This is a genomic window from Limosilactobacillus sp. WILCCON 0051, assembly GCF_039955095.1.
Lineage (GTDB): Bacteria > Bacillota > Bacilli > Lactobacillales > Lactobacillaceae > Limosilactobacillus > Limosilactobacillus allomucosae.
In genome coordinates, this window is the sequence record NZ_CP154878.1 from 430,424 (window position 1) to 444,860 (window position 14,437).

Below are 14,437 nucleotides of genomic sequence, written 5' to 3' on the forward strand. Positions count from 1 at the left end.
CAATTATTTATGTGACTGCCAAATCAATGACGGGAAGGATCGCGTTATTGATTGAGAACTGTCCAAAAGTTGTTTTGCAAGGTTCTTAATTATAGATGCGAACGGAAGAATGGAAGAAAAAACACAACCAGCCAAAACGCCCAAAAAGAAGAAATGGCGTTGGCTTAAATGGCTGCTGGCGCTGATCGTAATCGCTTTGGCAGCTGGTGGCGGCTATGAGTACTATCAAGTTCATCAAGCAGCCTCAAAAGTATTCAGCAACAGCGAAAAAGTCGATAAGAAACTGCGGCAGGGTAAGCCGATCACGATTTTAACGCTGGGACTTGATTCAGGGGCTTTAGGGCGCAAGAATTGGGGAGCCGGCAACACAGACTCAATTGAAGTCATTACCGTCAATCCTAAAAAGAAAACGGTACGGATGACTGCTATTTCCCGTGATATTCCAATCAAGGTCAAAGTCAAGGGCGGCTATACCTACGTTAAGCTGAACGCGGCCTACTCGCTGGGCGGCGTTAAGGAAACGAAGAAACAGGTTGAGGATCTGCTTGGCATTAAGATCGACTATTACGCCTCCGTCAATATGGGCGTCTTGGAAAAAGTCGTGGATGCAGTTGGCGGGGTAACGGTCAACAACTCGTTTGCCTTTACCTATGAGGGACACCACTTTAAAAAGGGCAAGCAGCATTTGAACGGCAGTCAAGCGCTTAAATATTCCCGGATGCGCTATGATGATCCAAGAGGCGACTATGGCCGTCAATACCGTCAACAGCAGATTTTAGAGGCCGTTATCAACAAGTTTAAGAAAAATGGCTCGATCACGGTTGCCAATAAGCTTTTGCAGGCGGCTGGCGATGGCGTGCGGACTGATCTGCCAGTTAAAGCCGTTACGACGCTTTATACCAAATACAGTCCGGCACTGAGCAACGTCAAGATCGATCATCTGCAGGGAATCAGTGCCACGATTGATGGCGTATCTTTCCAGGCAGTCACGCCGACTGAGATTAACCGAGTCTCCAAGGCGATTCGCAAATCGATTGGCGAAAAGCCAAAACATGTTACCAATACGGAAACCAGACTTTACAACTATGCCGTTCAAAATGGCTATGATGGAATCAACAATCTTGAGTTCACGCTGCCAAACGGTGCTGAATATAATACGGTTGTAAGCAATTAAAAAAGAGCTGAGGAATTCCTCAGCTCTTTTTTGGCATTTAGAAGAATAATTTGCTCATGACAGCTACGAAGGTCAATAATACCACCGAGCCTAAAATGGCAGCCAACAGCGCGTTGCGGCCGCGCGTCAGCAAGACCTTAAAGTTAACGCTCATGCCAAGGGCAGCCATTGCCATTCCCAAGACCAGGTAGGCCAGCTTAACCAGACCGGCAATAACCGTGGCGCCTAATGGCATAAAGGTTCCAATCACGCTGGCCAGAATAAAGCCGACCATAAACCAGGGAATCGGGACGCGTTTTTGGTCATTCGTTAAAACGATTGAGCCATCTTTAATCCCTTGTTTTTGGTACCACCACCCAATAATCATCGCGGCCGGTGCCAGCATCAAGACTCGTGAAAGCTTAGTAATGATTGCAGTGTCCAGACTGACCGGACCACCGGCACTGCCGGCAGCTACGGCATGGGCGATCTCGTGCAGCGAGCCGCCCGTCATAACGCCAAATTGAACGGCAGACATGTGTAAAAGCGGCTTGATGCCAATTTCCAAAAGCGTGAATAAAGTTCCCAGAATCGCAACGATGGCAACGGCAACGACCTTGTTTTCGCGCTGACGCTCAGCTTCGGTTTCGTTGGCGGCATTGTCAAATTGTGATGAGATTCCCATTACGGCGGCCGCACCACAGATTCCCGTTCCGCTGGCGACCAGAATTGCCAGGTGCCGATCAACGCCGAAGCGCCGCGCCAAGGAATAAACCAATAGAATCGTCCCCGAAACGATCACGACTGCCAGCATGATCGTTTTGATGCCGGCTTGTGCCAAGGCAATCAGATTCAGCTTAAATCCTAAAAGAATAATGCCCAGCCGCAAAAATTTATTGGAGATCAAACCGATTCCAGGCTGACTGTAAGCAACGGCGGGCTGAGCAAACTGCATCAGCATCCCTAGAATCAAGGCAATTACCAAAGCACCGATTACGGACAGGTAAGGCAGACCGCCTAAAAAAGAGCCTGCCAGAGAGCACAGCAGCGTAAGCAAAAATGCTACGACAAACTGCCGTGAGAATAATGTCTTAATCATATCCAAAACCCTTTCTCTTAACTCAGATTGATGATGATTTAAGCCTATCATGTTATATTAATAAATAAAAATTAGTATTTTTTAGATATTCAAAGTTTTACTTATTAAAAATTGAGGTGACGCTTATGCAACCAGATCCGCTGCTCGATCATCGCAGCGAAACGTTGCTGGCCGTTGCAAAAACAGGATCGCTGACGGCAGCCGCCAAATTGCTGTTTGTTACGCAGCCGGCCGTTTCACAGCAGCTGAACGCCTGGGAAAAAGAGCTGGGATTCAAGCTGCTTGATCATCAGGGAAAGAAAGTAGCCTTGACTCCTGGTGCCAAGCGCTTGGTTGATTATTTGACGTTTCTAAGGAATGAGAACCAAAAAATGCTGGCAGAGCTGAAAATACAGACTGCGCCATTAAGATTAGGGTCGACGCTTTCAATTGGCAGTTTTCTACTGCCCCAGGTGCTGGCTAAAATGATCGAGCAGGACTGGCCAGTTACGACACAGATCGGCAATACGCAGACACTGCTCAGCCAGATTCAAAGAGGAGAACTGGATGCGGCACTAGTTGAGGGAGATTTTGATCATCGGCATTTTGTCTGGGAAACCATTGGCCAAGAAAAATTTGCCCTGTTTGGCAGCCGCCAGCTTAAGGCAGCGGTCAATCTAGAAAATTTGTTTGACTATCCGCTTTTAGTTCGCGAACCGGGATCCGGGACACGACAGATTCTGGAAAAATGGCTGCAGGGGCATGGCAGTTCCTTGGCAGATTTTAAACAGGTAATTGAGATTGGCAGTCCCAATGCCATTATTGAGCTGCTTAAAGACGGCGTGGGCATCAGCTTTATGTACCAAGCGCTGGTTGAAGACGAACTGGCAGCCGGACAGCTTTTTGAGTGGAAGCTGAACGGACTGGCAATTGAGCATGCGCTTTATCTGGTAACGGCCCAAAACAGCTTCTTTAAAAATCAGCGCCACCAGCTGGCACGGATCTGTCGGCAGCTGAACGAATCTGGCTGGCAGGCGAAAATCAGCAGATGATTTTGACTGAGATGCTGTTATGATTAAGCTTTCTTAAGTAATATTCGCAATTACTTCACAAATCTGCCACAGCTTAATTGCATTTAATCGGTAAGATAATGACAATCAAATTAATCAAGCAACGGTGATTGATTTGATGATCCCCTACTTTTTCTCAAAAATACTCCCAATTATTGAATAAAGCACTAACAAAGCCGCTCAGTTCCCCCAAGCTGAGCGGCTTTATTTTGCGTCTGGACGGCAAAGGTTTATACTAGGGAATGCGCTAGAACAAGAACCTTGACCAAATCAAAAAATGGGAGCGAATATTTTGGACAAGCGAGTATATATTGATAATGCCGGCACTACGCCAATGGCTCCAGAGGTCGTTGCTGAAATGACTGATAAGATGACCAATGTCTTTGGTAATGCCTCGACAACCAACTATTATGGCCGGATTGCCAAACAGGTCCTGGAAGACAGCCGTCATGTGATGGCCAAGTCAATCAACGCTGCTTATGATGATGAGATCGTGATTACCAGTGGTGGAACGGAAAGCGACAATACCGCCATCAAGCAGACGGCATTGGCTCGTGCCAGTGAAGGACGACATATCATTACGACGCGATTTGAGCACGAGGCAATTCTAAGGCCTTTAGAAGATCTGGAACGGCAAGGTTATGAGGTTACCTACCTTGATGTTGATGAAAATGGTCAGATTGATCTGACAGAGCTGAAACGGGCGCTTCGTCCCGATACGATTCTGGTCTCGATTATGACGGTCAATAATGAAGTCGGCAGTCATCTGCCAATTCATGAAATCGGTGAGATCGTGGCACCAACCAATGCCTGGTTCCACACGGATGCGGTTCAGGCTTATGGAACCGTGCCAATTGACGTCCAAAAAGACAAAATTGATCTGCTCTCGGTTTCTGGTCATAAGCTGAACGGTCCCAAGATGATTGGCTTTTTATATCGGCGGCGGGGCATTAATTTCCCATCGTTCATCCGCGGTGGCGACCAAGAGCTTAAACGGCGGGCAGGGACTGAAAACGTACCGGCAGCGGCTGGTTTTGCCAAAGCAATTGAGCTGCACCTGGCCGATTTAGAAGAGCAGGCCGCGCGCTATCTGGATTTGAAAAAGCATCTGGTTGATGGACTGGAAGCCAATGGAATCGACTTTGCGGTCAATGGTCGCTTAAACGAGGAAATGGCGCCACAAGTCATCAGTATCTGGTTTAAAGGTGTCCCTAACGATGCTCTTTTGACGAATCTGGATCTGGATGGCATTGTCGGTGCGGCGGGATCGGCCTGCACGTCTGGCTCGCTGGACCCTTCGCATGTCTTGGTAGCCATGTACGGTCAAGACAGTCCTCGTGTCTGGGAGACGTTAAGATTTAGTTTTGGTATCTACAATACGATTGAAGATGTTGATTGCCTGCTGGCCGCGTTGATTAAATACGTGCCACGGCTTAAGAACAATGGCGATCGGGGACAGCGTTAAGCTGATTCTCTGTTAATATAATTAACGTTATGCCCATTAAAAAAATAATATGAATTGTGAATGGAGTCGCTTGCAGCGGCTCTTTTTTGTAGTTTTAACATAAACCAACTTAATAATAGACAAACTATAAAAAACGTCTTGCATAATCGCTTTGATTTGATATTATAAATGCATTAAGAAATCTCATTTTTTTCTAAGAAAGGAGCTTGATCGCAATGACACCATCAGCAATTGTCCTAATCATTATTATCCTAGTCCTGGTCATTATTATCGTGCGTGCCGTGCGGTCAAGAATCCCAGCTTTTTAGCATTGAGATCTCTGTCCACGACGCGCGCCTGAAACCGAAAACGTGGTAGTGGACAAGCATGAATTTAGATCCTCGCTTGACATCCACTGCTTGTTGAATCGGCAGTGGATGTTTTTTATTAAAAACGTATGAGAAGAAAGAGGTAATGCATATGGAGCAAGCAGCCAATACCAAACAAGCGAACTTTAGCATGAGTGCTCGTGAAAGAGCCGCGCACAAAACAACCGTTAAGGAATATGCCTATAACATTTCTGCCGCGGTTGCCAACGCCATTCTGGTTACACTGGGGATGGGACTGTTAATGCAGACGATTGCCGGTTTTGTTCACTTCCAACCGCTGTATATGGCCGGGACGCTGGCACAGGATCTTTTAGCCCCAGCCCTGGGAATTGCCGTGGCTGTCGAATTAAGAACGACGACGCTGGTAATGTTCAGCTCAATGATTGCAGCGACGGTTGGTTCCAACGCGGTGCACTTTGTTACGGCGGCCAAGGGTGTTGCGACTGTAACGGCAACGGGTCAGACCGCCGTTCAGGCAGCTGGTACGGGAGTTTTTACTACGGGTCAGCCAGTTTCGGCAGTCTGTGCAGCGCTGATTGCGGCACTGCTGGGCAAGTACCTTTCTGGTAAGACGCCTTTGGACATGGTATTGGTTCCATTTGCGGCAACCATGGTCGGGACGCTGGCTGGTCTGGGTCTGGCTGCAGTTGTAACGCCAGCTTTGATTGCCGTCAGTGGATTTATTGCCAAGTCGATGGCGGTCAACCCAGTGCTTGGCTCGGTCTCTATCTCGGTAGTCTGGGCCTTGTTCTTGATGACGCCGGCTTCTTCAGCGGCATTAGCGGTGGCACTGATGCTGGATCCAGTTTCTGCCGCAGCGGCTGCAATTGGTACGACGGCTCAATTCGTTGGCTTTACGGCAATGTCTTGGAAGCAGAACACGGTTGGTGCCAATATTGCTCAATTTGTAGTTACGCCTAAGCTGCAGTTCCCTAATTTGATCGTCAATCCACTGCAGCTGATTCCACCGGTTGTTGCCGCTGCAGTCTGTGCTCCATTGGCAACGGTTCTGTTTAATTTCCGTGCTACTTACACGGTTGGGGGCCTGGGTCTTAACTCGTTTATCGCGCCGATCTACTTCTGGGGGCAAGGTACTGGCTCATTTGTAACCTACGTTGTCTGCGGAATGGCACTGCCAGCATTGATCTCAGTCGTTGGTTTCCAGATCATGAAAAAGATGAAGCTGGTACGAGATGGCGAGATGCATTTGACGGTTCTTTAAGCAAAAAACAACTCCTCGTCTGGAAAGTGGGACGAGGAGTTATTTTTTATTTAAACATGATAAAAATAACATATGAGATTGTGAACAAATATTGACAAAATCAATGGTAAAACGCTTAGAAGTAGTCAAGTCAATTGTGAAAGCGCTGTCTTTAAAAAGGCGCCAAAAATTTTTAAAAAAATATTTTAAAAATTAAATATGCATAAATTCCGATTTAATCAAGGTTTAAACGGCATTTATGGGTTAAAAACGAATTTATTCATTTTTCAAACATTTTCAATCATAAATGCCATCAGTTGTCAAGGGAAGTGGGGTGGATTTAATAGTTGCTTGTGTTAGAATAAGCCTTGCAAATAAGTTAAAGAAGGGAAGTTTTACTATGTTTGTTGCTGTTGCTGCTCTCAACCAGGCCGCTCTTTTCGGCGCATTGATTGTTTTTGCCGTCATGGGTCTGGGCAGTTTGTTTGTCGTGTTAAAGGATGTGCAGGATAACCTGCCGCAAACGGCCCCCTGGGTAGCAACGACAATCAACATCAGCTGCCTTTTCGTTGAATGCATGGGCATCGTAATTGCCATTTCCATTTTGGTACTGGGTGCTCGCTTGGTATTTTAGCCAAACCTGATTAATTACCGCTGGGATGAAGAATCCCAGCGGCTTTTTATTAGCCGCGAAGGCTCCTAAAATGGCCGCTCATTGTGCTTGCCGAATTGAATTTGTTTTTGATGCGAACTTGATGGATAATGTAATTAAAAGAAAACGTTTTCTCAAGTCTGCTGATGGGAGGAAAAGACATGAAACGGAAATTCAATCTAATGGCCAGTGCAGTGGTTTTAGCCATGCTGCTGACTGGATGCGGCTCTGCAACGACATCGAGTCAAAAGGCTTCATCCAGTTCCAGCAGTGCTAAGACGGCCAAGCAGCATTCGTCGGCCAAAAAAACAAGCAAGAAAGCCCAGTCAACAGCGGCTAACCAATCATCACAAGCCGCGCAATCGTCAGCCAGTCAATCAAGTACCAGTAATGGCTCAACATCGTCAGTTGCCAGTTCTTCATCAGCTGCGGCAAAATCAACAACTGATAATTCAGCTGCCAGTCAAACCAAGACTAGTGCGGTCAATCCAGCCGGCGGCGATTCACAGCGTCTGGCAGCTTTTAATCAGTCGATCCGCGCGCAGCTGGGGAACGTTCTTTTGCCCACCACGCCAGGACTTTCTACGACTAATGGTCATCTAAACGTTCGCTATTCTGGAAATGCCAGCAGCTACACGATCTATTACAGTGTCGGCTACACGGCTAAGCGCTTGAATGATCCAACTTTAAGCTCACAGACGCCTTACCTGATCTTAAGTAAAAAGACTTATGCCAGCAAGGCTGCGGCTGCCCAGGCAATCAGACACTATGATGACAGCAATACTGCTGGCCTGCCAACCGTTGATCTTGGTCATAGCTTAACGGGAACGATTGACGCGGGGGCTGGTCAGCGCTATCTGACGTGGAAAGAAGGACATTGGCAGCTGACGGTTCATGCTGCGGCAGTGAATGGTGAAGACCCAGTGCCAACTGCACGCCACATTGTTGACTTATTGGAACAATTTTATCTGCCGGCACCAGACGATCGTGGGACGGGGACTTTTGAGGTCAGCGTAGGCGATGGTCAGCGGCCTCAGGTTTTGAACTGGATGCGCGGCAACGTGGTTTATACGATGGAAGCCCACAGCATCGATACCTTGGTTCAAATGGCGGCCAGTCTTAAGTAGCGCTTTTAGATAATAAAAACCGCACTGTCAAGTGACAGTGCGGTTTTTATTTGATCGGTTTTGGCTAATCATCATTTGATTCTGCAGCGGGCTTGTCATCTAAAACATGCCTATGCTCAGCCCATGAATAATAGATCCAGGCTACAACGCCGAATGCCAATGGGCCGATTGCCGTCCAAAAAGCGGTGGCGTAGTCGTGTTCAAGAAGCGGTTCAATGCAGGTGAAGATGATTCCTACGGCCAGTACCAGCCAGACGATAATCGAGACGATCCAGGCAACCGTCATATTCTTGTAGAACACGAATGGGCGCGCCAGATTCTTTTTCATCTTAAAGAATGGAAAGGCCCCTACCAAAAACAGATATGGCGCTGATGATGAAACGTTCATCATATCGGTGAGAATGGTATAGAAGCGTCCCGCAGCATTGCCGCCAAACGAAACAAACAAAATAATGACCGAAACGATGATGACTTGAATCCACATGGCAAATGAAGGCATTTTGTACTTATTCATAGCGGTCAGCTTTTTTGGCAAAAGGCGCGGATCACATCCTTCAATAAACGACTTGATTGGCGAGTAGGTCATGACAAAAGCTGCTCCCAGGCCGCCTAAGACGTCAGTCAGTGCCGTAAAGCGAGCAAAGGCCTTGCCCAGCATGACGCCGACTGCATGAGAAAGTCCCAGCTTTTGTGCCGTTACCAGTCCCATATTGTTGATCAAAACGTATTCAACGTTGGCCAGATCGACTTTTTTACCGCTTAAGACGGCCTGCCAGTTGGTACAGACTCCGCAAAGAAAAATTACGGCAATGTAGATGAAAGTCATCAAAAACATGGCAATGATCATGGCGCGGGGGAAAGTCCGCTCTGGCTGATCAACCGAGTCAATCACGCCAGCCATCGTCTCCAGACCGCCATAGGCAAACAACGCGTAGACGATAAATGAGATGACGGCAATTGGTGAGACGAACGCGGTATTTGGCGAGTGAATCAGACTGGCGGCCGTCATTGGCTCAGCCAGCTGACCATGTCCCAATATCCATACCAGCAGACTGGCCAGGATAAAGATGATTGAGATGCCCAGCGTAAAAATGCCGCAAAACGAGGAAATCTTGGCAATTTTGTCGATCCCTTGAGAGGCAATTAAAGTAACGATACATAAAAAGACGATTTCTAAAATACCTAATGTCTGATTGGCGCTGAGGCCGAACAAATGCCAAGTCTGCGTTTGATCATGTCCCGAGATCATGGTTGATACTGAAACCAAGAAGAACTGGGTTGACGACACCAGCCAGATGACCCAAGCTGCCAGCCAGATAAAAGTTCCGATAAAGGCTGGCTTTTCACCGATCGAGCCGCGCAGCCATGAGAAGATGCCGCCGCGAGCTGCCTTAAATGAAGCGCCATATTCGGCAAACATCAATGCGGAAGGCAAAAAGAACAGCACTGCGGTCACGATATACCAGATGATGCTGGCATAGCCCATTTGATAAAAGGCAGTCAAAGAGTTGCTAAAGCCAAAAATTGACGAAAAAATCATCAAGACCAGTGCACCAAGCTTGATCTTGGTGTTGGATGACTGTGAATCCATAGCTGAATTCCTTCTCTCAATAAATATTTATACATTGGGATAAATTATACGCCTGTTTTTTGTTGATGAAGGATAAAAAAGTTCATTAAAAACTTAATTTATCAAAGCTGATTTTAATCGAATCTGAATGGCGGAAAATAAAAAAGCCAGTGGCAGTCACTGACTTATAATCTATTGCACGGTCGTCTGACTGATCAATGGCAGCCTTAAGCCGTGATTATTGATAAATTGAACGCCTTTTACCTTTACGTAGGAATATCCTAGCGACTGGCCCTTTTTGATCGGTGCTTTTAACTGTCCGCTTCGGTTGGTTTTAGCCGTTAAATGGTCATAGATGGTCAAGCGGGATGACTGGTTGGCATCACTGGCGTTTTCCCAGATCGTGATTGAACGGGGGCGCAGCTTGATCTGATGCTTGAAAAACAGAAACTTGACAACGCTTCTTTGATAAAACGATTTGGGCAGAGCTACTTTTTGCGGAGTCAGACTGCTGTTGGCAATCAGCTGATACAGCTTTTGCGTTGTCGTAAAACGGGCGTCTGTACTGTCGCCATTGGCATGCAGCACGACCGTTACGATGCGTCGATTTTGGAAAGTCGCCGTGCTGACCAGACAGGCACCGGCAGCATCTGAAGTCCCGGTCTTTAAACCGTCAATCGTTACGCCGCTGGTCTGATACTGGGAATTCGTCAGCATTTTGTTGATATTGTTGACGGTTGAGCCATCCAGTTGAAAAGAGGTCTGACCGGCAATCTTCAATAGATCGGGATAATGATTGACCAGATAGGCCGCCATTTTACCGACGTCTTTGGCTGACATCTTGTTTTCGGCGTTGTCATCAATGTTTTTAACGGCCAGATCCTTTAGCTGGCTGTTGGTCAGGCCGACACTGTTAACGATGGTGGCATCTTTAATCCCGATCTGCCGCGCCTTTTTCTGCAGCTTTTGGTTAAACTGCGCAGTGCTGTCGCCTAAAGCGCCGGCCAGAGCAACCGTTGCACCGTCAGCTGATTTGATCAGTGCAGCTTTGACCAGATCAGAGACGGTATAGGACTGGCCTTGCGTCAGACTGACATTTGAGTATTCAGGGTCATCGGCAATGGCGGCCACTTTTTGGTTGATCTTGATTTTAGTGTTCCAGCTTAATTGATGCTGGCTGATCTCATCTTCAATGACCATTACCGTTAACAGCTTGCTGATTGAAGCGATTGGCAGCTTTTGATTGATGTTTTGCGAATACAGAATCTGACCAGTCTTGGCATCGAGTGCCAAAGCTGCTGATGCGTCCAGCTGATTGGCGTTTATAAATGTCTCGGCATGAACGCTCGGCAACCAGCTCAGTAAGGCCAGCCAGCAGGTTAGAAAAATAGCGATAAATTTTTTCATTAACGAAAAGCTCCTAATAGATAATAAACAATTATATCAGCGTCATTTTATCATAACATTAAGCAACAAGATTGAAGATTCGTTGATCAAAACCAAAATTTAGCGTTTGGCTAGCATTGGCAGCCACAAAAAAATCGCCTGCTGATAAGCAAGACGATGCGATTTATATAATATATGAATTAATATTAATGAGCTGTGGCCTTCAAAAAGATGGTCCGCCCCAGCAGGCAAAGATTAAGCAGCAGAAAATATCCCCCGAAAACGTAAAGCGAAACTGAATGCAATAATTGAGGAACAAACAGGCAAAAAAGATTATAGCTGCCGACTATCAAACAGTACAGACAATCGGCTCGCAGCAGATCTTTGAGCCATTTGTGGGTGTTGATTAATTGCCATATTTTCTTTAAAAAAACGGTCAATATTGATTCCCCCAAGCATTATTAGTGCCAATTTGATAAAATAATAGCTGCAGTAGCAAATCCGATTGCCGAAAGATAGGCAATTTTTAAATTGGTGCGCAAGTCAGACTCCCCTATCGCTCGAATTTGCTACAATTTTACTATAGAAATAGGAAGAAAGAAAATTGAAATCAAGACATACGATTTATTGGCTGCTTTGTTTAGTTGTAATTATTTTAGGCGGCTGCTATATGTATAATAATCATCTTAAGCAGCCGGCTGCCACCAACAAGACGGTTGCTACGACTGCCAAATCCAAGGCAACCAGTTCTAGTTCCAAATCCCAAAGCAATATGCGGACGCCAATTGACTGGCAGAAATCATCTGAAACCGTTCCGTACCCAGACTTGAGCAAGGTTAAAAATCTTTGGGTCAAGGTCAGCTTAAAGGGCAACCGGACCTATCTTTATGATGGCTCTAAGCTGATCTACACTATGTACAGTTCAGGCGGGGTCTATCAAAAAGATGCCAAGACCGGTAAGATGAAGAGTACTACGCCAACTGGCACTTTTTACGTTCAAGCTGAGCGCGGCGACAGCTTTTATAATCAAGAGCTGGGTGAAGGCGCCAACTACTATGTTTCCTGGCTCAATCATGGCGAATATCTTTTCCACTCGGTTCCTACTAAAGCAGACGGCTCATATAATCTAAAGGAAGCTGCCAAGCTGGGCAAGTCAACAGGCTCGCATGGCTGTATTCGGCTGTCGGTTCCAGACGCTAAGTGGATGGAGCAAAACCTGCCTGAAGGTACCAAAGTCGTAATTGCGGATAACTAGCTTTCAGCGAATGCCCATCAGACTGTTAGATAATAAATTAAAATCAGTTTCCCGGTGTGGAGACTGATTTTTTGTAATTAAATTCTTGACAAATAGTTTGTAATATAATATATTATAAACAACGATTAATTGTAACTTGTTATATTACAAAATGGAGTGATTTAAAAATGAGTAAGAAGATTGCCGTTGTTGCCGCTAATGGTCGGGCTGCGCAAAAAATTATCAGTGAAGCCGTTGAACGTGGCTTAGACGTGACTGCATTTGGTCGTCATGAAAACAATACGCAGGCTGCCAGCTATGTTCAAAAAGATGTTTTTGACTTGACAAAGACAGATCTGCAGGATTTTGACGCAGTCGTAGATGCAGTTGGAGCCTGGGAATTAACGAATCTTTACGTAATTCCCAAGGCAGCTGCCTATTTGGCTGATCTGCTGAAAGGAACCGATACGCGGCTGCTGGTGGTTGGCGGTGCGGGCTCACTGTACGTAAATCCTGAACATACCTCAACTTTGGAACTGCAGCCTGATTTTCCGGATGCATACAAGCCAGTCAGTGCAACGCATGGCTCGGCTTTGGCAATTCTGCGCGCTGCTAAAGACGTTAAATGGACCTATGTTTCACCAGCAGCTGATTTTCAGGCTGATGGTCAAAAGACGGGGAAGTATCTGCTGGGCGGCGAAGAATTCATGCTTAACGATCGCCAGCAAAGCGTGATCTCATATGCTGACTATGCGGTTGCCATGATTGACGAGATTGAAAAGGGCAACCATGTTCAACAGCGGATCTCAGTCGTTGAAGCATAAGCTGATTAGCAATTCTTTAATATCTGTAATAAAATATTTTTAAGCAGATTTATAATAAAGAAGTGTTTAAATGCAGATTTCAACTAAATTTACGATTGCGATTCACATGTTGGTGGCAATTGACTATTTTAGCGATAAAGAAACGGTCAACAGCAGCATGTTGGCCGACAGCATTGGCAGCAATCCGGTAATCATCCGGACTTTAATGTCAGATCTTAAACGGGCGGGACTGATCGATACCAAACGAGGACCTGGCAGCATCAAGCTCTTAAAACCGCTGAATCAGGTTACGTTTTATGACGTCTATGTGGCAGTGGAGAAAAACAAAGATGAGCTGTTTAATTTCCACGAACACGTCAATCTGGACTGTCCGGTTGGCCGCAACATCCACCACGCTTTAAGCGATAAACTGTTTAAGATTCAACGGGACTTTGAGGATGATCTAAAACGGCAAAATGTTGGTGACGTTGAGGCTGATGTCATCAAAGCCATTGCCAGCGAATCTGCTGGTCAATAAAACGTTGATTAAGATCTACCGATTATGAAAATTGAATAGCGTTAGCGCAGGCTTAGCAATACCTCTAAGCAGCTGGGAAACAGCCAGCTGCTTAGAGGTTTTTTGATATAAATAAAACAAGCATCCTCTTGCTTGAGAATGCTTGCTGGATATTTCAGCCGAGTTGTCCGTAGTTTCTTGGTAAAGTAACGCCTGACAGTGGCTGGCGGAAATAAAAAAGTGTTGATATATCGGCATTTTAACCGCCTATCAACACTCTTGAACAAGTTATAAATGGAGATGGCGGGATTTGAACCCGCGTCCGAATATATCGCCATTTCGGCGTCTACGTTCATATCTCAGCTATTTAAGGTTCATTGTCTGGAACGCCGCTGATCAGGGCTCACCCACACAACTAGCTTGATTGGTCTCTTCTTGTCGCTTCAAGCCGGAGCAGCAAGCGTAAGTCCACTGTTAGATAAAACCCGGTACTGCACCATGGACGAGCCCAGCCGGATTTACGCATGCTTACTTGTTAGGCAGCGTATGCGTAAGAGTTTGAATTATTGTTTGCAGTTATAATTTGAAACTGAGCGTTTTTACGAAGCCGCAACCTTCGAAACGCAGCCGGAATTCGAACTATACCCGTCGAATCCATAAACATCCCCGTTACAGAGTAAATCTTAACATATTTGATTTCTGAATGCACGCGACAAGAATTTTAGCGGCATGATTAATTGGACAACGGTGCTGAATTTATTAAAGTTTCGCACTTTGGTCACAAAATATTCCTATTGTAGTAGATCAATGCCG

Annotated in this window: 12 protein-coding genes and 1 other RNA gene; 9 read left to right on the top strand and 4 right to left on the bottom strand. The window is 46.0% G+C overall.

What is annotated here, in order from left to right:
• Nucleotides 1–109 precede the first annotated feature (109 nt).
• The gene (locus ABC765_RS01960; protein WP_347980596.1) at nt 110–1,174 is read left to right on the top strand and encodes an LCP family protein; all 1,065 of its coding nucleotides are present in this window, start codon (nt 110–112) and stop codon (nt 1,172–1,174) included.
• A 37-nt stretch (nt 1,175–1,211) separates the two neighbouring features.
• On the opposite strand, the gene ABC765_RS01965 is transcribed toward ABC765_RS01960, so the two are convergent.
• Complete coding sequence (locus ABC765_RS01965) at nt 1,212–2,252, bottom strand: putative sulfate exporter family transporter (protein ID WP_347980597.1); 1,041 nt, start codon at nt 2,250–2,252, stop codon at nt 1,212–1,214.
• Nucleotides 2,253–2,377: 125 nt separating this feature from the next.
• On the opposite strand from ABC765_RS01965, the gene ABC765_RS01970 reads away from it, so the two are divergent.
• The 5 genes from ABC765_RS01970 (at nt 2,378) to ABC765_RS01990 (ending at nt 8,114) form a co-directional block, all read left to right on the top strand.
• Nucleotides 2,378–3,283: a LysR family transcriptional regulator gene (locus ABC765_RS01970; protein WP_347980598.1), complete on the top strand. Its 906-nt coding sequence runs from the start codon at nt 2,378–2,380 to the stop codon at nt 3,281–3,283.
• Between the two features lie 295 nt (nt 3,284–3,578).
• Nucleotides 3,579–4,766 carry a cysteine desulfurase family protein gene (locus tag ABC765_RS01975; protein ID WP_347980599.1) on the top strand — a complete coding sequence of 396 codons (1,188 nt, stop codon included), beginning with the start codon at nt 3,579–3,581 and terminating at the stop codon, nt 4,764–4,766.
• A 459-nt stretch (nt 4,767–5,225) separates the two neighbouring features.
• A complete protein-coding gene (locus ABC765_RS01980; protein WP_376752310.1) occupies nt 5,226–6,356 on the top strand; it encodes a PTS transporter subunit IIC in 1,131 nt (376 codons plus the stop codon).
• A 379-nt stretch (nt 6,357–6,735) separates the two neighbouring features.
• Nucleotides 6,736–6,969 carry a hypothetical protein gene (locus tag ABC765_RS01985; RefSeq protein ID WP_347952770.1) on the top strand — a complete coding sequence of 78 codons (234 nt, stop codon included), beginning with the start codon at nt 6,736–6,738 and terminating at the stop codon, nt 6,967–6,969.
• A 179-nt stretch (nt 6,970–7,148) separates the two neighbouring features.
• A complete protein-coding gene (locus ABC765_RS01990; protein ID WP_347980600.1) occupies nt 7,149–8,114 on the top strand; it encodes a hypothetical protein in 966 nt (321 codons plus the stop codon).
• Nucleotides 8,115–8,178: 64 nt separating this feature from the next.
• Here the strand turns inward: ABC765_RS01990 and yjeM are convergent, their stop codons facing one another.
• Together yjeM and ABC765_RS02000 are read right to left on the bottom strand one after the other, a co-directional pair.
• Nucleotides 8,179–9,705 carry a glutamate/gamma-aminobutyrate family transporter YjeM gene (yjeM, locus tag ABC765_RS01995; RefSeq protein WP_347980601.1) on the bottom strand — a complete coding sequence of 509 codons (1,527 nt, stop codon included), beginning with the start codon at nt 9,703–9,705 and terminating at the stop codon, nt 8,179–8,181.
• A gap of 171 nt (nt 9,706–9,876) precedes the next feature.
• Entirely contained in the window at nt 9,877–11,091 is a 1,215-nt protein-coding gene (locus ABC765_RS02000; protein WP_347980602.1) for a serine hydrolase, read from the bottom strand.
• Between the two features lie 649 nt (nt 11,092–11,740).
• Between ABC765_RS02000 and ABC765_RS02005 the strand changes: the two genes are divergently transcribed.
• The 3 genes from ABC765_RS02005 to ABC765_RS02015 all read left to right on the top strand — a co-directional run bounded on the left by ABC765_RS02005 (nt 11,741) and on the right by ABC765_RS02015 (nt 13,645).
• Nucleotides 11,741–12,325 carry a L,D-transpeptidase gene (locus tag ABC765_RS02005; protein ID WP_006500353.1) on the top strand — a complete coding sequence of 195 codons (585 nt, stop codon included), beginning with the start codon at nt 11,741–11,743 and terminating at the stop codon, nt 12,323–12,325.
• A 167-nt stretch (nt 12,326–12,492) separates the two neighbouring features.
• Entirely contained in the window at nt 12,493–13,128 is a 636-nt protein-coding gene (locus tag ABC765_RS02010; protein ID WP_270361666.1) for an NAD(P)-dependent oxidoreductase, read from the top strand.
• Between the two features lie 70 nt (nt 13,129–13,198).
• Nucleotides 13,199–13,645 carry an Rrf2 family transcriptional regulator gene (locus ABC765_RS02015; RefSeq protein ID WP_347952775.1) on the top strand — a complete coding sequence of 149 codons (447 nt, stop codon included), beginning with the start codon at nt 13,199–13,201 and terminating at the stop codon, nt 13,643–13,645.
• Nucleotides 13,646–13,916: 271 nt separating this feature from the next.
• Here ABC765_RS02015 and ssrA read toward each other — a convergent pair.
• Nucleotides 13,917–14,292: a transfer-messenger RNA gene (gene ssrA, locus ABC765_RS02020) on the bottom strand.
• Nucleotides 14,293–14,437: the final 145 nt, after the last annotated feature.